Genomic DNA, 20,643 nt, shown 5'->3' with positions numbered 1-20,643 from the left:
TCTCCCGCCCCGGGAGAGGGAGGGACCCACGCGTGAGCGTGGGAGGGTGAGGGTATTGGCAAGGATCGGTGCCTTGATCCTCGTGCGACCCTCACCCGGCCCTTCGGGCCACCCTCTCCCGGGACGGGAGAGGGAACAACTCACTCGGCGGCCCAGAGCGGGTTCTTCAGCTTCTTGAGAAGCTCCGCATGGGCCGCCAGTTCCTCTTCGCTGGGGGCATGGGCGCGCGGGGCGCGGTAGGGGCGGTCGATGCGGATCGCCGCGGGACCGCCCGCCGCCGGGCCGGAGGCCAGCGCCAGACCGGCCTGACGCCCACCGCGCAGCTCCAGATACACCTCGGCCAGAAGCTGGGCGTCGAGGAGCGCGCCGTGGTAGGTGCGGCTGGAATTGTCGACGCCGAAGCGCTTGCAGAGCGCGTCCAGGGTGGCCGGCGCGCCGGGGAACTTCTGCCGCGCCATCAGCAGCGTGTCGATGGCCCGGTCCTTCGGCATCACTGGATAGCCGGCGATCCGCAGTTCCCAGTTCAGGAAGTGCATGTCGAAGGCCGCGTTGTGGATCACCAGCGGCGCGTCGCCGATGAAGGCCACGAACTCCGCCACCACGTCGTTGAACAGCGGCTTGTCCGACAGGAACTCCGTCGTCAGCCCGTGCACCGCCACGGCGTCCGGCGGCACGTCGCGTTCCGGGTTGACGTAGCAGTGGAAGGTCTTGCCGGTGGCGACGTGGTTGTGCAGCTCGACGCAGCCGATTTCGATCAGCCGGTGCCCTTCCTCGGGCTTGAAGCCGGTTGTTTCCGTGTCGAGGACGATCTCACGCATGAACCACCTGTCCGGGCTGGTATCCCCGCGGCGGCCATTGCCGTCCGCGGCGCCGCTTCACGTCGGCGAGGATGTTGCGCAGCGCCCGCCGGGTGGCCCGCCGCCCGTCGCCGGTGTTGACGACATGGTCGGCGCGCCGCCGCTTCTCCGCGTCGGGCATCTGCCGGGCCAGAATAGCGGCGAACTTCTCCGCCGTCATGCCCGGCCGCGCCAGCACCCGTGACTTCTGCACCAGGAAGGGGGCGGTGACCACCACGGTGCGGTCCACCTTGCGCTCCCCGCCGGTCTCGAACAGCAGGGGGATGTCGAGCACCGCCACGCGGACGCGGCGGCGCGCCGCCTGCCTCAGAAAGCGCCGCTGTGCCGCCTGCACCGCCGGGTGGAGGATCGCCTCCAGCCGCTTCAGCGCCGCCGGGTTGCCGAAGACCGCGGTGCCCAGCGCCCGCCGGTCCACGGCACCATTCACAACCACACCGGGGAAGGCCGCCTCGATGGCCGGCACCGCCGCGCCGCGCCGCCCCATCAGCCCATGGACGACCGCGTCGCTGTCGCAGACCGGCGCGCCCATGCGCTTCAGCATGCGCGCCGCCGTGCTCTTGCCCATGCCGATGGAGCCGGTCAGTCCCAAGACGATCATCGCGCGACCTCAGCCCTGGAGAACGGCGGCCTTCAGCCCCTCGGTCACCTCCGGCTCCCGGCCGAACCAGGCGGCGAAGCCGGGGCGGGCCTGGTGGAGCAGCATGCCGACGCCGTCCACCACGCGGTTGCCGCGGGCCTGCGCGGCGGTCAGAAGTGGAGTCAACAGGGGCGTGTAGACGATGTCGGTGACGACGGCGGAGCCGGGCAGGGCGCGCAGGTTCAGCTCCAGCGGCGGCTGGCCCGTCATGCCCTGGGTCGTCGTGTTCACCACCAGCGCCGCCCCTTCGAGGAGGGTTTCACGTGAAACCCAATCGGCGGTTTCAATGTTGCCGCCGATGTCGGCCGCCAATTCCTCCGCCCGCGCCCGCGTGCGGTTGACCAGCCAGACCCGCGGCGCCCCTTCGTCGAGGAGCGAGGCGACGACGGCGCGCGCCGCACCACCGGCTCCGATGACCAGCGCCGGCCCGTCCGCGGCCTTCCAGCCCGGTGCGCCGCTCTTCAGGTTCTCGATGAAACCGAAGCCGTCGGTGTTGCGGCCCTCCAGCGACCCGTCCTCTCCGACCACGATGGTGTTGACGGCGCCCATCCGCTTGGCCGTGGCGTCCAGCCGATCCACCGTGCGGTAAGCGGCCTCCTTGTGCGGCACCGTCACGTTGCAGCCGCGGAAGCCCAGCGCGGGCAGGGCGCGTATGGCCTGCTCGATCCGGTCGGGCGGAACGGCCAGCGGCACATAGGCGCCGTCGATGCCGTAATGCTCCAACCAATAGCCGTGCAGCCGGGGCGAGCGCGAATGACCGATCGGCCAGCCCATCACCCCGGCCAGCGTCGCCTTGCCGCTGATCGTCATTCCGCTATCACCCCATGCACCCGCAGGAACCCGAGCAGCGGCAGCAGCGGCAGCCCGAGGATCGTGAAGAAGTCGCCGTCCACCCGGTGGAAGAGCTGCGCACCCAACCCCTCCAGGTGATAGGCGCCGACCGACCCCAGAACGTCGTCGCCCGCCGCGTTCAGATAGGAGTCCAGAAAGACGTCGCTGAAGGGACGCATGGCCAGGCGGGCGCGGTCCACATGGTGCCACAGCCGCTCGCCGTCGCGGATCACCACGGCGCAGCTCACCAACCGGTGCGTCTTGCCGCGCAGGTCCTGCAGCTGGACCCGCGCGGCATCGCGGTCGGCCGGCTTGTCGAACCAGCGGCCCTCGCACTCCAGCATCTGGTCGGCGCCGATCACCAGCGCGCCGGGGTGCTTGCGGGTGACGCGCTGCGCCTTCAGCTCGGCCAGCGCCTCGGCCACATCCTCGACCGGGGCGCCCTCAGCGCGGGCGGCCAGCTTGATCTCCTCCTCGTCCACCGCGGCGGGGGCGAGGGTGACGCGCACCCCGGCGCGCTCCAGCATCTCGGCCCGCGTGCGGGAACCGGAGGCGAGGACGACGGTGGGAACCGCTCCGCTCACGTCACCGGCCCTTCGGGAACGACGCCGGGCAGGCCCCCGGTCTGGCGGCGGGCGAGCAGCATCATGATCTCGGCCGCCGTCTCCTCGATGGAGCGGCGCGACACGTCGATCACCGGCCAGCCGCGCCGGGTGAACATGCGCCGGGCGTCGGTGACCTCGGCGCGCACCACCTCGGGATCGACGTAGGTCGAGGACTCGTTCTGGTTCAGCAGCTTCAGCCGGTTGCGGCGGATCTGCACCAGGCGGTCCGGGTCCTTGGTCAGGCCGACGACCAGCGGCCGGGTCAGCTTCTCGATCTCCGGCGGCATCGGGCAACCCGGGACGATCGGGATGTTCGCCGCCTTGATGCCGCGGTTCGCCAGATAGATGCAGGTCGGCGTCTTCGACGTGCGCGACACGCCCATCAGGATCACGTCGGCCTCGTGCAGGTCCCAGCTCGACTGGCCGTCGTCGTGCGCCAGCGCGAAGTCCATCGCGTCCATGCGCCCGAAATACTCGGCGTCCAAGGCGTGCTGGCGGCCGGGCTGGCGCTGCGATTCCACACCGAGGAAGGCGGCCAGCGCGTTGATCAGCGGGTCGAGCACCGGGATGCAGGGGACCTGCACCTCGCGGCAGAAATCCTGGAGGCGGCGGCGCAGCTTCTCGTCCACCAGCGTGAACATGACGAGGCCGCGATTCTCCTGAACGCCCTCCAGAACCATGTCGAGCTGACGCTCGGTCCGCACGAGGTTCCAGAAATGCTCGACCGGGCGAACATCGTCGAACTGGATGACGCAGGCGCGGGCGACGCTGTTGATCGTCTCGCCGGTCGCGTCCGACACAAGATGCAGATGGAACTGTCTCATCCGTCCCCAACGTGTTGTGGAGAACCCGTCCGAATCTGTGGACAACGGGGATCTCCTGGATTCTGTCCCTCCGGGCGGGACTCGTCGCCCCCGCTGGCGCCCCCTTCGGGACAATCCGCGCGCCCTCTCCGGAACATGGGTACAATGACTCCCGCGGACCATGTTATCCACGGGATTCCCAGGCTTCCCAATATAGCATTTCCGCCGTTTCCGGCGAAAGCGTCCGGAGTCGTCCACAGAATCCGATTTTCGTCCACAGCGCGCCGTCCGGCCTGTGGACGATTCCACGCAAAGCGGGGATTCCCGTTTTCCACAGGCTCCCACCACCCCTTCTTCCTTTCTCTTCTTAAAAAGAATACTGAGTAGGAGGGAGACAACCCGCAGACCCGATTCACTTACAGGGGAACGATCCGCCGTGTCCGAGGCCGTGTCCGAAATTGCCAAGCCGATGCTCGCAGCCCTTGCCGGCGAGGTGCGTCAGCGCCCGCCCTTCTGGCTGATGCGCCAGGCCGGCCGTTACCTGCCGGAATATCGGGAATTGCGCGCCAAGGCCGGCAGCTTCCTGGACATGTGCTACAACCCCGACCACGCGGTCGAGGTGACCCTGCAGCCGCTGCGCCGCTACGACATGGACGCGGCGATTCTGTTCTCCGACATCCTGGTGGTGCCGCACGCCCTGGGCCAGCCTCTGGCCTTCCAGGAAGGCGAGGGGCCGAAGCTCGACCCTGTGAGAAGCGTGGACGACCTCAAGCGCCTGTCGCGGCACCGCTTCCACGAGCGGCTGGAGCCGGTCTACGAGACCGTCCGCCGCCTCTCCAGCGCGATTCCGGCGCACACCACGCTGATCGGCTTTGCCGGGGCGCCCTGGACCATCGCCTGCTACATGGTCGAAGGGGCGGGGTCCAAGGAGTACGCCCATGTCAAGCGCTGGGCCTACGGCGATCCCGCCGGATTCGGCGCGCTGATGGATCTGCTGGTCGAGGTGACCGCCGATTACCTGTGCGCCCAGATCGAGGCCGGTGCCGAGGTGGTCCAGCTCTTCGACAGCTGGGCAGGCGTCCTGCCGGCCGGCGAATTCCGCCGGTGGGTGATCGAGCCGACGCGGCGGATCGTGGATCGGGTCAAGGCGCGCCACCCCTCGATTCCGGTCATCGGTTTCCCGCGCGGTGCGGGCCTCTCCTATGAGGCTTACGTCACGGGCAGTGGGGTGGATGCGGTCGGGCTCGACACCACCGTCCCAGTGGCTTGGGCGGCCGGGAATCTGCAATCCAAATTGCCGGTGCAGGGCAACCTCGACCCGATCATGCTCGCCGCCGGTGGCGAAGCCCTGCGCGGTGCCGCATCGGAGATTCTGGAGACGCTCGCCGGCAAGCCCTTCGTGTTCAACCTGGGCCACGGCGTGATTCAGACCACGCCGCCGGACCATGTCGCCGAGCTGGCCCGTCTGATCAAGGACTGGCCGAACCGCGGCTGAGGCCCTGGTGGATTAAAAAAGCGCGCAACAGGAAGGGAAGGGAAGACCGGTGCTTTATCTCTGGGTCAAGGCTCTGCACGTCATCAGCATCATCGCCTGGATGGCCGGGCTTCTCTATCTGCCGCGGCTGTTCGTCTACCATTGCGAGACGGCGCCGGGTTCCGAATCCTCGGACCGGTTCAAGGTGATGGAGCGCCGCCTGCTGCGCGCCATCATGAATCCGGCGATGGGCGCCGCCTATCTCTTCGGAATCACGATGATCGTGATGGAGCCGGCCTGGATGAAGCAGGGCTGGCTGCACGCCAAGCTGCTGTTCGTCCTGGCCCTGACCGGCACGCACATGATGATGGCGCGTTGGCGCAAGGACTTCGAGGCGGACCGCAACACCCGCCCGCAGCGCTTCTTCCGCATGTGGAACGAGGCGCCGACCCTGCTGATGATCGGCATCGTCATCTTCGTGATCGTGAAGCCGTTCTGAGGGGACGGGGCGGCGGTCAGCCCCGCCGCCCCATCACCCGGCGGGTGACCGCCTTCTCCGCCTCCACCGCCAGGAAGATCGCCAGACCGGCCGCCGTCATCGCCACCCACTGGGTCCAGTCCACCGCCGCCGTGCCGAACAGGCTCTGCAGGGGCGGGGCGTAGGTGAAGGCGAGCTGGAAGACCAGCATCAGCCCGATGGAGATCCACACCGGACGGCTGCCGAACAGCCCCTGCCGGTTCAGCACCGAGGCGGTGACCGCCCGGGCGTTCAGCAGGAAGAAGATCTCCCCCATCACCAGCGCGTTGACGGCCATGGTGCGGGCGACCGGCGTCGGGTCGCCGTGCCCTTCGTGCAGCAGGAAGAATCCGAAGCTGGCGGCGACCAGGAGCGCCATCGCCAGCACCATGCGCCCGATCAGGAAGCCGGGCAGGATCGGTTCGTCCTGCGGGCGGGGCGGGCGCTTCATCACCGCGGCCTCCGGCGGTTCGAAGGCCAGCGCCAAGCCAAGCGTCACCGCCGTGACCATGTTGACCCAGAGAATCTGGACCGGGGTGATCGGCAGGGTGTAGCCGGCCAGCACGGCGACCAGGATCACCAGCGCCTGGGCGCCGTTGGTCGGCAGCATGAACAGGATCGTCTTGCGCAGATTGTCGTAGACGGTCCTTCCTTCCTCCACGGCGTGGGCGATGGAGGCGAAGTTGTCGTCGGCCAGCACCATGCTGGCGGCCTCCTTCGCGGCCTCCGTCCCCTTGCAGCCCATGGCGACGCCGACGTCGGCGCGCTTCAGGGCGGGGGCGTCGTTCACCCCGTCGCCGGTCATGGCGACCGTGTGGCCGGCCGTCTGGAGCGCGCGGACGAGGCGCAGCTTGTGCTCCGGCGTGGTGCGGGCGAAGACGTCGGCGTCGCGCGCCACGTCGACCAGCGCCGCGTCGTCCAGCCGGTCCAGCTCGCTTCCCGACACCGCGTCGCCCGACAGATTGAACTGCCGCCCGATGGCCTGGGCGGTGCCGGCGTGGTCGCCGGTGATCATCTTGACGCGGATTCCGGCCGCCTGGCACTGGGCCACCGCCGCCACGGCCTCCTCCCGCGCCGGGTCGATGAAGCCGCACAGCCCGAGCAGGGTCAGCCCCTCCCGCACGTCGTCCATGTCGAGCACGGTCTGGCCGGTCCGTGCGGGGCGGGCGGCGAGCGCCAGGACGCGCTGGCCGCGCGCCGCGAGATCTTCCACCCGCGCCAGCCAATGGCCGGCGTCCAGCGGCGCGCTGCCGCCGTCCGCGGCCCGTACGTGCGCGCACATGGACAGAACGCGCTCCGGCGCGCCCTTGACGTACAGCACCCCGTGCCCCTCATGGTCGTGGTGCAGGGTGGCCATGTACTTGTGTTCGGACTCGAAGGGGATGACGTCCGTACGCGGGCAACGGGCGGCCTCCTCCCGCGCGTCCAGTCCGGCCTTCACGCCCAGCGCCAGCAGCGCGCCGTCGGTCGGGTCGCCGGCCACCGTCCAGCCGCCGCTACCATCGCCCTTGCCATCGCCGCCGTCCTCCTCGCGCTGAAGCTCCGCGTCGTTGCACAGCAGGGCGGCGCGGGCCAGCTCGGTCAGCACGGGATCGGCGCCGGGGTCCAGGGCCTTGCCGTCGCGCCGGAACTCGCCTTCGGGGCGGTAGCCGGTGCCGGTCACCGCGCAATCGCCCGCGGCGGTCACCACGGTCTGCACGACCAGCTCGTTGCGGGTCAGCGTGCCGGTCTTGTCGGAGCAGATGATCCCGACCGAGCCCAGCGTCTCCACCGCCGGCAGACGGCGGATGATCGCGTTGCGCCGGGCCATGCGGGTGACGCCGATGGCCAGCGTGATCGTCATCACCGCGGGCAGCCCTTCGGGGATCGCCGCCACCGCCAGACCGACCGCGGCCATCACCATGTCCGCCCAATGCTCCCCCCGCACCAGCGAGCCGTAGAGGAAGGTCAGCGCGGTCAGCGCCAGGATGCCGATGGTCAGCCAGCGCCCGAAGACGGCCATCTGGGCGAGCAGCGGCGTGGTCAGCTCCTCCACGCCCGCCAGAAGCGTGCCGATGCGGCCCAGCTCCGTCTTGTCACCCGTGGCCACCACGACGCCCGTGGCCTGTCCCTGGGCCACCAGCGTGCCGGAATAGGCCATGCCGCCGCGCTCCGCCAGGGGAGCGTCCACGGCCACCGCGTCGGCGGACTTGGCGACCGGCACGGATTCCCCGGTCAGCGCCGCTTCCTGCACGCGCAGGCCCTTGACGCGGACCAGCCGCAGGTCCGCCGGCACCTTGTCGCCCGAGGCCAGCAGCACCCGGTCGCCGGGGACCAGATCCTCCGCCGGCACGGTCACCTGATGGCCGCCGCGCAGAACCACCGCCTGCGGCGACAGCATGTTGCGGATGGCGTCCAATGCCTGCTCCGCCTTGCCTTCCTGGACGTAGCCGATGGCCGCATTGATCAGCACCACGCCGGCGATCACCGCGGCGTCCACGAACTCGCCCAGCACGACCGTGACGAGTCCGGCACCGATCAGCACATAGATCAGCAGGTTGTCGAACTGCGCCAGGAAGCGCATCAGCGCCGACCGGCGGGGCGGAGGGGTCAGCCGGTTGGGGCCGTGTCGGCGCCGGCGCTCCGCCGCCTCGTCGGGCGTCAGCCCGTCGTCGGGGCTGTCCAGCGCGGCCAAGGCCTGGTCCGGCGGTTGGGCGTGCCAGGGCAGGGGATCGGTGGAGGCTTCGGGAGCAACGATGGTTCCGGATCCGGAACGGTCATGCGGGCTCATGATGTCAACCAAACCGCTTCTGTCTTGAACGTCCAGGTCGTGCCCCGGTTGCCTGGATAACAGGGGATGCGGCATCGTGACCCGGACGAAGACGCGCGCGATTCCGCTCCGTTTCCAAGAATTCGCTTTCATTTGACTTGCAGACGGCGTTCCGCTAACCATCTTTCCCACCACGGGGCGGCAAGCCTCGCGGGCACCCATCCTACATCCGCCGTTCCGTCCCTCCCCAACGATCTGGGCGCGACGTCCGACAGGCATTCCCAGCCTTCAGCGCCGTCCGACGCTCAACCGACGCACCCTGCGCCGGCCCGGGACCTCTGGCACTCCCCCTCGCATGACCGATTCCCTTAAGGCACCCCCATGCATCTCCAAGAGCTGAAGTGCAAGAGCCCCGCCGAACTGCTGGCGTTCGCGGAGGAACTGCAGATCGAGAACGCCAGCACGCTGCGCAAGCAGGACATGATGTTCGCCATCCTCAAGCAGCTGGCGGAAAACGATGTTCCGATCTACGGCGACGGCGTGCTCGAGGTTCTTCAGGACGGCTTCGGATTCCTGCGCTCGCCGGAGGCCAACTATCTTCCCGGCCCCGACGACATCTATGTCAGCCCCAGCCAGGTGCGCCGCTTCGGCCTGCGCACCGGCGACACGGTCGAGGGGCAGATCCGCGCGCCCAAGGATGGCGAGCGCTATTTCGCCCTTCTCAAGGTCAACACGATCAATTTCGATGCGCCGGACAAGGTCCGCCACCGCATTAACTTCGACAATCTGACCCCGCTCTATCCGGAAGAGCGGCTGCGCATGGAAGTCGACGACCCGACCAAGAAGAACTTCACGGGCCGCATCATCGACCTCGTGGCGCCGCTGGGCAAAGGCCAGCGCGGGCTGATCGTCGCCCCGCCGCGCACCGGCAAGACGGTGATGCTGCAGAACATCGCCCATTCCATCGCCACCAACCACCCGGAAGCCTATCTGATCGTCCTGCTGATCGACGAGCGTCCGGAAGAGGTGACCGACATGGCCCGCTCCGTGCGGGGCGAGGTCATCAGCTCCACCTTCGACGAGCCGGCGACGCGCCACGTCCAGGTCGCCGAGATGGTCATCGAGAAGGCCAAGCGGCTGGTCGAGCACAAGCGCGACGTGGTGATCCTGCTGGACTCCATCACCCGTCTGGCCCGCGCCTACAACACCGTCGTTCCCTCATCGGGCAAGGTGCTGACCGGCGGTGTCGACGCCAACGCGCTGCAGCGCCCGAAGCGCTTCTTCGGTGCCGCCCGCAACATCGAGGAGGGCGGCTCGCTGACCATCATCGCGACCGCGCTGATCGACACCGGCAGCCGCATGGACGAGGTGATCTTCGAAGAGTTCAAGGGCACCGGCAACTCTGAGATCGTGCTGGACCGCAAGCTCTCCGACAAGCGCACCTTCCCGGCCATCGACATCTCCAAGTCGGGCACCCGCAAGGAGGAACTGCTGGTGGACAAGGGCACCATCTCCAAGATGTGGATCCTGCGCCGCATCCTGATGCCGATGGGCGTGACCGACGCGGTGGACTTCCTGGTCGACAAGCTGAAGCACACGAAATCGAACTCGGAGTTCTTCGAGTCCATGAATCAGTAGTTGGCGGTTTTCTCACCCCCGTCCGGTTCAAGGGCGGGGGTGGGCACGAAAAAAGGCGGGAGGCCCCGGTGGAGCCTCCCGCCTTTTTGTTTGTCCGAAACCGATGGCCCGGATCAGAACGGAGCTATCAGAACGGCGGCATCAGAACGGCGGCATCAGAACGGCGACTGCGGCGCCTCTTCGGCCTGGGCCTGCTGGCCGGCGGTCTGACGGCGGTACAGATCGACGAAGTCGATCGGGTTGATCATCAGCGGCGGGAAGCCGCCGTCCTGGGTGCAACCGGCGACGATGGCGCGGGCGAAGGGGAACAGCATCCGCGGCGCCTCGATCAGCAGCACCGGGCGGTGATGCTCCTGCGGCAGGCCCGGAAGCTGGAACAGGCCGCCATAGGCGACCTCGACCAGGAAGGCGGTCGCCTCGGCTTGCTTGGCCTCGCAATGCAGCTTCAGCACGACCTCGTAGACGTCCTCGCCCATCGGCTGAACCTGCACGTCCACGCCGATGTTGACCTGCGGCTGCGGCTGGCCGGGCAGCAGGCTCTGCGGGGCGTTGGGGTTCTCGAAGGACAGGTCCTTCACATACTGCGCCAGCACATGCATCGGCAGCGACGAGGCGGCTTCCTGATCTTGACCGTTGATCTGCTGATCGGACATGGACAACTCCTGGCCGCGGGGCGGCATCACGATGGAAAGGTCTTCAAGACCCGCTGGCTAGCACGGAACCGCGGGCTCCACAAAGTGAAACCGGTGCGTTTCACCCGCGGTCGTTGCGGTAGGGCGAGCCGGGCGGCGCCCAGCGGGAGTCACCGAGCTTGGGCGTGTCGTCCGGCCCGTCGCGGTCCGCCGGACCGGCGCTTCCCGGATGGCCGCCGTCGGGGTCGACCTCCTGGTAATCGACGTCGATCACGCCCGGCGGCGGGCGGTTGCGCGGGCCGCCGTGAGGGCCGTTCGGATTGCGGCCGCTGCTCCAGCCTTGGCCGCCCATACGGCCGTGCATCTGGAAGGAGGCGGCGCCTTTCATACGGTCGAACAGCCAGCGGCCCAAGGCGTTGCGGACCGGGCGCACGAACAGCAGAATCCCGACGATGTCCGTCAGGAAGCCGGGGATGATCAGCAGCAGACCGGCAACGACGACGCAGAATCCCTCGAACACGGCGCCGACCGGGCTCTCGCCACGCTCCGCCGCCTCCTGCGCGCGCTTCAGGACGGACAGGCCCTGCCAACGGAGCAGTACGGACCCGAGGATGGCGGAGAGGATCACCAGCCCGACCGTCGGGCCGGCGCCAATCCAGTCTCCGACCTCGATGAAGGTCGCGATTTCCGCAATCGGCAGCAAAAGGAACAACAGCAACAGTGGATTCATGGCCGTCCTTGCTCTTTCAACCCCGAGGGCCTATCTACACCAGGGTACGTCACCCGATCTTTGGTTGGAAGAACAGCTCCGGCACGGGTCATCGGGTGAAATCCTCGGCGGAGAGGGCGAGCTGGGAGCTGGTCCCGGCAGCGTTCCGGTACACTTAATGCTCACCCGCCGGAGGATCCAGTAGTGGATCAAGCGGGGCCGGTGATTTCGGGGCCGGCCTTCAGTCACCCGGAAGGATGGATGATGGGAGATGGGTTTGTGTTCGTCGAGATCCTAATCTTCGCGATGATCGCGGCGTTTCTCGTGTACCGGCTGCGCAGCGTGCTCGGCCGCCGCACCGGTGAGGAACGTCAGCGGCCCAATCCCTTCACGGCCCGCCCCAACAACCAGCCCGACAACGTGGTCGCTATGCCCAACCGCGAGCGGCCCCTGCCGAACGCCGCCCCGTCGCCCGACGAGCCGGTGTCGCTGGCCACCGCGCTGGAGCAGATCAAGGCCGCCGACCCCAGCTTCGACGAGAAGTACTTCCTGCAGGGCGCCCGCGGCGCCTTCCAGATGATCGTGGAGGCCTTCGCCAAGGGCGACACGGCGACCCTGCGCCCGCTGCTGTCGGACGAGGTCTACGACAACTTCGCCCGTGCGGTGCGCGAGCGCCAGTCGGCGGGCGAGACGCTGGAGACCCGCATCGAGACGATCACCGACGCCGACGTGGTGGAGGCCCGCATGGACGGCCGCACCGCGCTGGTCACGGTGAAGTTCGTGTCGGAGCAGATGAACGTCGTGCGCAACAGCGCCGGGGCCGTGGTGGACGGTGATCCGAACGCCGTGGTCGAGGCTGTGGACATCTGGACCTTCGCCCGCAACACCCGTGCCAGCGACCCGAACTGGGCGCTCGTCGAAACCCGCACCCCTCAATGACCGATCGGTTCTGATGCTCTCTCATCCGGTTGTTCGTCTCAGCGCCGCGGCAGTCCTTGCCGCGGCGTTTCTCATTGGCTGCGAGCGCAAGGAGGAGGAGGCCAAGGCGCCGCCGCCCCCGCCGCCCGAAAAGCTGGTCCTCACCCCGGTCGCCTTCACGGCGCTGCCCGGCTGGAGCGCCGACCGCGTCGCGGAGGCCATTCCGGCTTTCCAGCGCTCCTGCGCGAAGGTCAAGGCGCTGGCCGCCGACCGCTCCATCGGCCCGGACGGGGTCGGCGGCAAGGCGGCGGACTGGCAGGGACCCTGCGCCGAGCTGGCCAAGCTGCCGCTTGGCGACGACGCGGCGGCCCGCGCCTATTTCGAGACGTGGTTCACCCCCTACGCCGCGGCCAACAACGCCGAGCGGCGCGGCCTCTTCACCGGCTATTACGAGGTCGAGCTGAAGGGCAGCCGGACGCCGGACCCGGCCTTTCCGGTGCCGCTCTACAAGCGTCCCGCCGATCTGGTGATGGTCGATCTCGGCGAGTTCGCCGACCGCTGGAAGGGTGAGCGCATCGCCGGGCGGGTGACGGCGGGCCGGCTGAAGCCCTTCGAGGACCGCGCCGCCATCGAGGCCGGGGCGCTGAGCGGGAAGGGGCTGGAGCTGGTCTGGCTGCAGGACCCCATCGCCACCTTCTTCCTGCACATCCAGGGGTCGGGCCGCGTCAGCTTCCCCGACGGGACCGAGACGCGCGTCGGCTACGCCGCCCAGAACGGCCACAAATACGTCGCCATCGGGCGGGAGCTGATCGACCGCGGCGCCCTGAAGCGCGAGGAGGTGTCGCTGCAGACCATCCGCGCTTGGCTCCAGGCCAACCCCGGTGAGGCGGCGGCGCTGATGAACAAGAACCCTTCCTACGTCTTCTTCCAGGAGCTGAAGGGGGAGGGGCCGAACGGCGCTCAGAACGTCGCCCTGACGCCGGGACGCAGCCTCGCCGTCGATTCCAAGTTCCTGCCCTACGGCGTGCCGGTCTGGCTGGACGCCGAGGACCCGCTGGACGCCCGGACGCGGCTGCGCCGCCTGCTGATCGCCCAGGACACCGGCGGCGCCATCCGCGGCCCGGTCCGCGGTGACGTCTTCTGGGGCCACGGTCCGGAGGCGGAGGAGAAGGCCGGCGTGATGAAAAGCGCCGGGGAGTATTACGTCCTGCTGCCGAAGACCGTCGCCCCGGCGAGCTGACCGCCGCCTGTTTCCCCGCTGAGGAACCGAAGCGCAGCGGTTTCGGTTGTGTCAACCAGCGCCGATGACGGCGGCTCTGGTTGACACACGGGGGGAGGGGGCCATGACCCCGCTCAAGCGCCAAATCGACAGGCTCAACGAAATCGAAGGGCTGGCGCGGCTCGGCTACGCCGCGCGCGGCCTCGTCTATCTGATCGTCGGCTGGTTCGCCGTGACGGCGGCCTATGGCAGCAACCGGCCGACCGACACCAAGGGCGCGCTGGTCGAGCTGTTCCAGAACCCCTTCGGCTCGGTCCTGCTGGCGCTGACCGCGCTCGGTCTGGCCGGTTACGCGCTGTGGCGGGTCATGCAGGCGGTGCTGGACGTCGACCATATCGGGACCTCGCCCAAGGGGCTGGTGGTCCGCGCCGGCTTCGTCGTCGCCGGGGTGATCCACGCCGGTCTGGCGATCTTCGCCATCAAGCTCCTGGCCGGGCGCGGCGGGGGCAGCGGCGATGGCGAGGCGGCGGCCCATGACTGGACGGCGTGGCTGCTGGCCAAGCCGATGGGCCGCGTCCTGGTCGCCGCGGTCGGCGCCGTCATCATCGGCGCGGCCGTCGCCCATGCCATCAAGGCCTACAAGGCCAGCTTCCGCCGTGAACTGGACGCCGATCCGAACACCATGAAGGTGATCTGTCCGATCGGCCGCTTCGGCTTCGCGGCCAAGGCTCTGGTCTTCGCGCTGGTCGGCAGCTTCTTCATGGTGGCCGCGTGGCAGTCGGATTCGTCGGAATCCGGCGGGCTGCTCAAGGCGTTGCAGTTCCTCCAGCAGCAGCCCTACGGCCCCTGGCTGCTCGGCGTTGTGGCGGCCGGGCTGTTCGCCTTCGGCGCCTTCAGCGTCGTCCAGGCCGTCTACCGCCGCATCGACGGTGAAGCGGCGGAGCGGCAGATCCGCGCCGTGGTGTGAACACAGCACCGAACCAAAAAGGGACTGGAGCAAAATGAGAAGGGCGCCGAGGGTTTCCCCGGCGCCCTTCTGTTTCAGGCTGATGTTTCGGGCCGATGTTTCACGTGGATCGTCGTGCCGAAGCTTATCCCTTGGTGATCATCGGGCCCAGGCGGCGGCCGGCGAAGACATGGATGTGCAGGTGCGGAACCTCCTGGTTCGCGTCCTCGCCGCAGTTGGACAGGATGCGGTAACCGGGCTCGGCGGCACCGGCGCCGCGCGCCACCTCGCCGACCGCGCGGAACAGGCCGGCGATCTCCGCCTCCGTGGCACGGGCGCTGAAGTCGTCCATGTCGACGTAGGCGCCCTTCGGGATCACCAGGATGTGCGTCGGGGCCTGCGGGTTGATGTCGTGGAAGGCCAGCGCGTGCTCGGTCTCCAGGACCTTCTTGCACGGGATCTCGCCGCGCAGGATGCGGGCGAAGACGTTGTTCGGATCGTAGGTCTTGGCCATCGCGTCGTTTCCCCTTCCGCCTTTATCTCGTTGATGCTTGATCGATTTAGGCTTGATCGATTTAGGCTTGGCGCGCCTTCTTCTCGGCGATTCCGCTGGTGCCCTCGCGCTGGGCCAGCTTCTCCCACACCGCGGCGGGCTCCAGCCCGGCGTCGGCCCACAGCACCACAAGGTGATAGAGCAGGTCCGCCGATTCCGAGGCCACCGCGGCTTTGTCGCCGCGCACCGCCTCGATGACCGTCTCCACCGCCTCCTCGCCGACCTTCTGGGCGATCTTGGCGGTGCCGCGGTGGAACAGCTTGGCGGTGTAGGAGGTCTCCGGATCGGCACCCTTGCGCGCCTGGACGGTGGCGTAGAGCCGGTCCAGAACCGCGGCGGTGGCGGCCGCCTTGTCGTCGGACATCTTGTCGTCAGACATGAGCGGCCTCCGCCGTGGAGGACACGGCCCGCGCCGGACGCACCGGGATGCCGGCGGCGGCGAGCGCCGCCTTGGCCTGCCCGATGGTGTAGGTGCCGAAATGGAAGATGGAAGCCGCCAGCACCGCCGTGGCGTGGCCCTCGCGGATGCCCTCCACCAGATGGTCCAGCGTGCCGACGCCGCCCGACGCGATCACCGGGATGCGCAGGCCGTCGGCCACCTTGCGGGTCAAGGCGAGGTCGAAGCCGCTCTTGGTGCCGTCGCGGTCCATCGAGGTCAGCAGGATCTCGCCGGCGCCGTAGGACTCCATGCGCTTGGCCCACTCCACGGCGTCGATGCCCGTGGCCTTGCGCCCGCCGTGGGTGAAGATCTCCCAGCGGCCCGGCTCGACCTGCTTGGCGTCGATGGCGACGACGATGCACTGGGCGCCGAACTTCTCCGCCGCCTCCTGCACGAACTCCGGACGGTGGATGGCCGCGGTGTTGATCGACACCTTGTCGGCGCCGGCCAGCAGCAGCTTGCGGATGTCCTCCACCGTGCGCACGCCGCCGCCGACGGTCAGCGGCATGAACACCTGCTCGGCGGTGCGGCGCACCACGTCGTAGATGGTGTCGCGGTTCTCGTGGCTGGCCGTGATGTCGAGGAAGGTCAGCTCGTCCGCCCCCTCCCGGTCATAGACGCGGGCCTGCTCCACAGGGTCGCCGGCGTCGATCAGATCGACGAAGTTGACCCCCTTGACGACCCGCCCGTCCTTGACGTCCAGGCAGGGGATGACGCGCATCTTGAGCATCAGCCGGCCTTTCCGGTGACGGGAGTTGCGGAGAGCAGATCCAGCGCGGTCTTCGGATCGATGCGCCCGTCGTAGAGCGCGCGGCCGCAGATGACGCCCTGGATGCCGGTGTCCTCCTCCTTCTTCAGCGCGATCAGATCGTCGATGGAGGAGACGCCGCCCGACGCGATCACCGGCGTGGTCAGGTGGAAGGCGAGGTCGGAGGTCGCCTCGACGTTCACGCCGCCCATGGCGCCGTCGCGGTTGATGTCGGTGTAGATGATGGCGGCGACGCCGCTGTCCTCGAACTTCAGCGCCAGATCCAGCGCCTTGATGGTCGAGGTCTCGGCCCAGCCGGCGACGGCCACGTAACCTTCCCGCGCGTCGATGCCCACGGCGACCTTGCCGGGGAACTCCTTGCAGGCTTCGCGGACCAGCTCCGGCTCGCGCAGGGCGACGGTGCCCAGAATGACGCGGCTGACGCCCTTCTCCAGCCACATGGCGATGGTCTTCAGGTCGCGGATGCCGCCGCCCAGCTGCACCGGAATGGTCACGGCGCCCAGGATGCTCTCGACCGCCTTGCCGTTGACCGGCTTGCCCTCGAAGGCGCCGTTCAGATCGACCAGATGCAGCCATTCGAAGCCCTGGCTTTCGAACAGGCGGGCCTGGTCGGCGGGTTCGGTGTTGAAGACGGTCGCCTGGCTCATCTCGCCGCGCAGCAGCCGAACGCAGGCACCGTCTTTGAGGTCGATGGCGGGATAGATGATCATCGCGGTGTCTCGTCCTATGGCGTGTCGTGAAGCGTGTCGGGGGTAAGGTCTTTCACATAGAAATGTCCGGCCAGCCTTTTGCCGTCCACCAGCGCATAGAAGGGATGCGTGCCCCAGCGTTTGAAGCCCAGATCCTCGTAGAGCGCGATGGCCGCGGTCTGGGTCTCGCGCACGTCGAGGTTCAGCACGCGGAAGCCGGACGCCCGCGCCTCCTCCTCGACCGCCACGGTCAGCCGGCGGGCGAGGCCATGGCCGCGCGCCCAGGGGGCGACGAAGCTGGTGGTCAGGGTGGCGGCGTGGGCCTGCGCCTCGTTGTTGCGGGCCGGCTTGATCAGCTGGGCGGAGCCGGCGATGACGCCGTCCAGCCGGCCGACGAACAGAATGCGCTCCGGAACCACCAGAACGCCTTTCCAAAAGCGTTCCATGATCTCGCGGGCGGGCGGCTCGACCCAGCCGAAGCCGCCGCCCGCCTTGATGGCGTCGTCGGCGGCGTCGCACAGGTCGTGCAGGTCGCCCGTCTTCAGCGTGTCGATGCGTTCGACCGAGACGTCGGCCATGGTCAGACCCGCCAGGTCAGGAAATTGGCGACCAGGGTGAGGCCGGTCTCCTGGCTCTTTTCCGGGTGGAACTGGGTGCCGACCAGATTGTCGCGCCCGACCACCGCGGCGAAGGGGCCGCCGTAATCCGCGCTGGCGATCACGTCCTCCGGCCGCTCCACGGCGAAGCGGTAGGAGTGGACGAAATAGGCGTGCGCGCGGTCCGGCAATCCGGCCAGCAGCGGGTGCTCCCGGCGGATGTCCAGCTCGTTCCAGCCCATGTGCGGAATCTTCAGCGTCGGGTCGGCGGGCTCCAGCTTGACCACCTCGCCCTTGATCCAGCCCAGCCCCTCGGTCACGCCGTATTCGCGCCCGCGCTCCGCCATCAGCTGCATGCCGACGCAGATGCCCAGGAAGGGACGGCCCTTGCCGTGCACCACCTCGTCCAGCGCGTCGAGCATGCCGGGGACCTCCGACAGGCCGCGCTTGCAGTCGGCGAAGGCGCCCACGCCCGGCAGGACGACGCGGTCGGCCTTGCGCACGGCGTCGGCGTCGGAGGTCACCAGGACCTGGAAGGAGGCGTGGCACCCCGCCGCCGCGCGCTCCAGAGCCTTGGCGGCGGAACGCAGGTTGCCGGAGCCGTAATCGATCAGCGCAACGGTTTCCATGAAACGAGGACCTTGTGACAGAGCGCCGGCCTTGTCGAAGCCGCCGGTTTTTTAGAGGGAGCCGCCCAGCGTCCCCTTGGTGGAGGGCACGGCGTCGCGCTTGCGCGGGTCGATGTCGATCCCGGCCCGCAGCGCGCGGGCAAGCGCCTTGTAGCAGCTTTCCACGATGTGGTGGTTGTTCTCGCCATAGAGGCATTCGACGTGCAGCGTCACGCCCGCGGCCATGGCGAAGGCCTGGAACCATTCGCGGAACAGCTCGGTGTCCATGTCGCCGATCTTGTCGCGGCTGAAGGACACCTTCCAGATCAGGTAGGGCCGGTTGGAGAAGTCCAGCGCGACGCGGGTCAGCGTCTCGTCCATCGGGATGTAGGCGTGGCCGTAACGCTGGATGCCCTTGCGGTCGCCCAGCGCCTTCGCCACCGCCTGACCGATGGCGATGCCGCTGTCCTCGGTCGTGTGATGGGCGTCGATGTGCAGGTCGCCCTCCGCCGCCACCGACAGGTCCATCAGGCTGTGGCGCGACAGCTGCTCCAGCATGTGGTCGAGGAAGCCGACGCCGGTCTTCACGTCATAGACGCCGGTGCCGTCCAGATTCACGGCGACCCGGATCCGGGTTTCGGTGGTGTTCCGCTCGATCGAGGCGCGGCGGACGCCATTGGCAAGGCTCTGGTCCATGAGTCCGGGTTTTATCAGGAAGCGCGCGGGCGCGCCAGAGGCGCAGCCTCCGAAAACGCCTATGACCGTCGGTGGAGATGCCGCATAATGCGTGTGTGTTCATGATTTTGTGCACGCTCAACGCGCATAATGGGATATGCCACCGGACATGCCGACGCCCGGACTCCTTTTCCTGTCCCTCGCCGCCCTGCTGGGGCTGGCCGCCTGCATGGGCGGGGAACTGCCGCAGACCCGCAAGGCACCGCCCGTCGCCCGCGGTTCGACGGAGCCGGTTCGCTTCGACGGCCTGTCGCTCGGCTCCATGCGGCGGGGCATGGTGACGGGGCGCTATGTCTGGGCGCTGGAGTGCTGGCCGCCCTATGAGGACGTCTATTGGACCAGCGGGCGCAGCCTGCACGAGAATTCCACCTTCCAGGAACGCTTCGCCGAGGTTCTGGCCGACGCCGGCTACGACGTGGCGGGCGTCCAGGGCAGCGACTACGAGGCGGAGTTCGACCGCAAGCGCGCCCGCTACATCCTGCGCGGCGACCTGCGCGCGGTGAACAGCGATCTGTGCCGCCGCCGGAGCTGGCTGACGGGGGGCAGCGAGGGGGTGTCCGGCATCGGCAGCCTGCGGGTGGACTGGGCGGTCTACGACGCCGTGACGGGGCGGCTCGTCCACCGCGTCACCACCACGGGGGTGGCCCGCAAGGACAGCGGCGTGCCGCAGGGCGACGTTCTGCTGATCGAGGAGGCCTTCGCAACGGCGGTGGAGGCGCTGGGCGCCGACCCCGGCTTCCGCGCCGCGGTGTCGCGGGGCGGGGCGATAGCGTCAAGTGGCCCCGCCATAGTGTCAAGTGGCCGGGGGGGAGTGTCAACCGGACCCTCAGGAGCGTCAAGTGCGGCCCCGGTAGTGTCAAGTGGGGTGGCGGGAGTGTCAAGTGCCGCTCCGCCGGTGTCAACCGGACCGGCTGTGGTGTCAACCGCGACGGTCGATCCCGGCGGCGCCTCCAGCGGGCCGGCTCCTTTCCTGGAGGAAACGCGTCTCCCGACCCTGATTCTGCGCATCGCCGACCCGCTCCAAGGATACGCCGACGATCCCGCCGCCCGCGTGTCCGCCGCCACGGTTCGCGTCGGACCGGAAGAGCGCAAGGGCCGGGGGATCGTGCTGGGGGAACTGGACGGCCAGTCGCTTCTGCTGACGCTCGACGCCGGGCTGGACGTGACCGTCACCGTGGCGCCGTCCCGCGCGGTGTCGCTGGACGGCACGGTGATGGCGCGGGACCGGTCCGGCGGAATCGCCCTGGTCCGCGTGCCGGCCCGGCTGCGCGCGGCCCCGCTGCGTCTGGACGCTCCGGCGGTCAGCGAGCCGGTGATGGCGGTGCTGAACCGCGGCGACGACGCGGCGGCTGGGCTCCTGGCGGCCCGGCGCGCCGATCCGGACGCCGCGCCGGGGGAGGAGGCCACGCTGCTCCAGGCCGACCTGACCGGGCCGGACCCGGCGCCGGGCGATCCGCTGGTGGACGAGGCGGGCAACCTGCTGGGCGTCGCCCGTTCCGGTCCGCTGCCGGGTGCCGCGCATGGCCTGTCCGCCTTCGTCCCGGTGATGGAAGCGCTGGCCCGCCTGGGGGTGGAGGTCACGCAGCTCGCTCCCCGGCCAATTCCGTCCCGTGGGATACCGCCCCGTGACGGCAGACTTGACGGGACCCGCCGTCCCCCCACATAGACCCGTGTTCCGATGTGCCTATGTCGGCCGGCGTTACGCCGGACCGTTCGGGC

General features: G+C 68.9%; 22 protein-coding genes. 7 read left to right on the top strand and 15 right to left on the bottom strand.

Annotation, left to right across the window (positions count from 1 at the left end):
• Positions 1 to 140: 140 nt before the first annotated feature.
• The 5 genes from dnaQ to H0B54_RS07260 are packed head-to-tail and all read right to left on the bottom strand — an operon-like array spanning position 141 to position 3,754.
• The gene (dnaQ, locus tag H0B54_RS07280) at positions 141 to 818 is read right to left on the bottom strand and encodes a DNA polymerase III subunit epsilon (protein WP_094301386.1); all 678 of its coding nucleotides are present in this window, start codon (positions 816 to 818) and stop codon (positions 141 to 143) included.
• Entirely contained in the window at positions 811 to 1,455 is a 645-nt protein-coding gene (coaE, locus tag H0B54_RS07275) for a dephospho-CoA kinase (protein ID WP_188259800.1), read from the bottom strand. Before coaE ends, dnaQ begins: the two co-directional genes overlap by 8 nt.
• A gap of 9 nt (positions 1,456 to 1,464) precedes the next feature.
• A complete protein-coding gene (locus H0B54_RS07270; RefSeq protein WP_188259799.1) occupies positions 1,465 to 2,304 on the bottom strand; it encodes a shikimate dehydrogenase in 840 nt (279 codons plus the stop codon).
• On the bottom strand, positions 2,301 to 2,909 hold the full coding sequence (locus tag H0B54_RS07265; RefSeq protein ID WP_188259798.1) for a Maf family protein: 609 nt from the start codon (positions 2,907 to 2,909) through the stop codon (positions 2,301 to 2,303). The genes H0B54_RS07270 and H0B54_RS07265 overlap by 4 nt, the downstream gene beginning before the upstream one ends.
• Positions 2,906 to 3,754: a pyruvate, water dikinase regulatory protein gene (locus H0B54_RS07260; RefSeq protein WP_188259797.1), complete on the bottom strand. Its 849-nt coding sequence runs from the start codon at positions 3,752 to 3,754 to the stop codon at positions 2,906 to 2,908. Before H0B54_RS07260 ends, H0B54_RS07265 begins: the two co-directional genes overlap by 4 nt.
• Positions 3,755 to 4,202: 448 nt before the next feature.
• On the opposite strand from H0B54_RS07260, the gene hemE reads away from it, so the two are divergent.
• Positions 4,203 to 5,228 (top strand): uroporphyrinogen decarboxylase, encoded by a 1,026-nt coding sequence (hemE, locus tag H0B54_RS07255; protein WP_188259913.1) that lies wholly within the window; start codon positions 4,203 to 4,205, stop codon positions 5,226 to 5,228.
• Between the two features lie 49 nt (positions 5,229 to 5,277).
• Positions 5,278 to 5,706: a protoporphyrinogen oxidase HemJ gene (gene hemJ, locus H0B54_RS07250; RefSeq protein WP_188259796.1), complete on the top strand. Its 429-nt coding sequence runs from the start codon at positions 5,278 to 5,280 to the stop codon at positions 5,704 to 5,706.
• A 16-nt stretch (positions 5,707 to 5,722) separates the two neighbouring features.
• Here hemJ and H0B54_RS07245 read toward each other — a convergent pair whose 3' ends face one another.
• Positions 5,723 to 8,494 (bottom strand): cation-transporting P-type ATPase, encoded by a 2,772-nt coding sequence (locus H0B54_RS07245; protein ID WP_188259795.1) that lies wholly within the window; start codon positions 8,492 to 8,494, stop codon positions 5,723 to 5,725.
• 360 nt (positions 8,495 to 8,854) lie between these two features.
• Between H0B54_RS07245 and rho the strand changes: the two genes are divergently transcribed.
• Positions 8,855 to 10,111, top strand: a complete 1,257-nt coding sequence (gene rho / locus H0B54_RS07240) for a transcription termination factor Rho (protein ID WP_094301393.1) — start codon at positions 8,855 to 8,857, stop codon at positions 10,109 to 10,111.
• A 155-nt stretch (positions 10,112 to 10,266) separates the two neighbouring features.
• Here rho and secB read toward each other — a convergent pair whose 3' ends face one another.
• Both secB and H0B54_RS07230 read right to left on the bottom strand, forming a co-directional pair.
• The gene (gene secB / locus H0B54_RS07235; protein ID WP_035670309.1) at positions 10,267 to 10,764 is read right to left on the bottom strand and encodes a protein-export chaperone SecB; all 498 of its coding nucleotides are present in this window, start codon (positions 10,762 to 10,764) and stop codon (positions 10,267 to 10,269) included.
• A gap of 100 nt (positions 10,765 to 10,864) precedes the next feature.
• Complete coding sequence (locus H0B54_RS07230; protein ID WP_188259794.1) at positions 10,865 to 11,473, bottom strand: FxsA family protein; 609 nt, start codon at positions 11,471 to 11,473, stop codon at positions 10,865 to 10,867.
• 243 nt (positions 11,474 to 11,716) lie between these two features.
• Here H0B54_RS07230 and H0B54_RS07225 point away from each other — a divergent pair, with 243 nt between their 5' ends.
• The 3 genes from H0B54_RS07225 to H0B54_RS07215 all read left to right on the top strand — a co-directional run bounded on the left by H0B54_RS07225 (position 11,717) and on the right by H0B54_RS07215 (position 14,556).
• Positions 11,717 to 12,391, top strand: coding sequence for a Tim44/TimA family putative adaptor protein (locus H0B54_RS07225; RefSeq protein WP_172428310.1), 675 nt, complete (start codon positions 11,717 to 11,719; stop codon positions 12,389 to 12,391).
• 13 nt (positions 12,392 to 12,404) lie between these two features.
• A complete protein-coding gene (gene mltA, locus H0B54_RS07220; protein WP_188259793.1) occupies positions 12,405 to 13,610 on the top strand; it encodes a murein transglycosylase A in 1,206 nt (401 codons plus the stop codon).
• Between the two features lie 103 nt (positions 13,611 to 13,713).
• Positions 13,714 to 14,556 carry a DUF1206 domain-containing protein gene (locus H0B54_RS07215; protein ID WP_188259792.1) on the top strand — a complete coding sequence of 281 codons (843 nt, stop codon included), beginning with the start codon at positions 13,714 to 13,716 and terminating at the stop codon, positions 14,554 to 14,556.
• 124 nt (positions 14,557 to 14,680) lie between these two features.
• On the opposite strand, the gene H0B54_RS07210 is transcribed toward H0B54_RS07215, so the two are convergent.
• From H0B54_RS07210 to hisB, 7 genes are all read right to left on the bottom strand, one after another.
• On the bottom strand, positions 14,681 to 15,049 hold the full coding sequence (locus H0B54_RS07210; protein WP_014238910.1) for a histidine triad nucleotide-binding protein: 369 nt from the start codon (positions 15,047 to 15,049) through the stop codon (positions 14,681 to 14,683).
• A gap of 61 nt (positions 15,050 to 15,110) precedes the next feature.
• Positions 15,111 to 15,452, bottom strand: coding sequence for a phosphoribosyl-ATP diphosphatase (locus H0B54_RS07205; RefSeq protein WP_188259912.1), 342 nt, complete (start codon positions 15,450 to 15,452; stop codon positions 15,111 to 15,113).
• 7 nt (positions 15,453 to 15,459) lie between these two features.
• The gene (gene hisF / locus H0B54_RS07200) at positions 15,460 to 16,257 is read right to left on the bottom strand and encodes an imidazole glycerol phosphate synthase subunit HisF (protein ID WP_188259791.1); all 798 of its coding nucleotides are present in this window, start codon (positions 16,255 to 16,257) and stop codon (positions 15,460 to 15,462) included.
• Positions 16,257 to 17,006, bottom strand: coding sequence for a 1-(5-phosphoribosyl)-5-[(5-phosphoribosylamino)methylideneamino]imidazole-4-carboxamide isomerase (hisA, locus tag H0B54_RS07195; protein WP_188259790.1), 750 nt, complete (start codon positions 17,004 to 17,006; stop codon positions 16,257 to 16,259). The genes hisF and hisA overlap by 1 nt, the downstream gene beginning before the upstream one ends.
• Positions 17,007 to 17,020: 14 nt before the next feature.
• Complete coding sequence (locus H0B54_RS07190) at positions 17,021 to 17,563, bottom strand: GNAT family N-acetyltransferase (RefSeq protein WP_094301400.1); 543 nt, start codon at positions 17,561 to 17,563, stop codon at positions 17,021 to 17,023.
• 2 nt (positions 17,564 to 17,565) lie between these two features.
• The gene (gene hisH / locus H0B54_RS07185; RefSeq protein WP_188259789.1) at positions 17,566 to 18,210 is read right to left on the bottom strand and encodes an imidazole glycerol phosphate synthase subunit HisH; all 645 of its coding nucleotides are present in this window, start codon (positions 18,208 to 18,210) and stop codon (positions 17,566 to 17,568) included.
• Positions 18,211 to 18,261: 51 nt separating this feature from the next.
• Positions 18,262 to 18,885 carry an imidazoleglycerol-phosphate dehydratase HisB gene (gene hisB / locus H0B54_RS07180; protein ID WP_149165385.1) on the bottom strand — a complete coding sequence of 208 codons (624 nt, stop codon included), beginning with the start codon at positions 18,883 to 18,885 and terminating at the stop codon, positions 18,262 to 18,264.
• Between the two features lie 148 nt (positions 18,886 to 19,033).
• Between hisB and H0B54_RS07175 the strand changes: the two genes are divergently transcribed.
• Positions 19,034 to 20,590 (top strand): serine protease, encoded by a 1,557-nt coding sequence (locus tag H0B54_RS07175; RefSeq protein WP_188259788.1) that lies wholly within the window; start codon positions 19,034 to 19,036, stop codon positions 20,588 to 20,590.
• The last annotated feature ends 53 nt before the right edge of the window (positions 20,591 to 20,643 follow it).

Source organism: Azospirillum tabaci (assembly GCF_014596085.1).
Classification (GTDB): Bacteria; Pseudomonadota; Alphaproteobacteria; order Azospirillales; family Azospirillaceae; genus Azospirillum; species Azospirillum tabaci.
The sequence above is the reverse complement of the archived record's forward strand: the minus strand, read 5'-3'. Positions and strand labels throughout refer to the sequence as shown.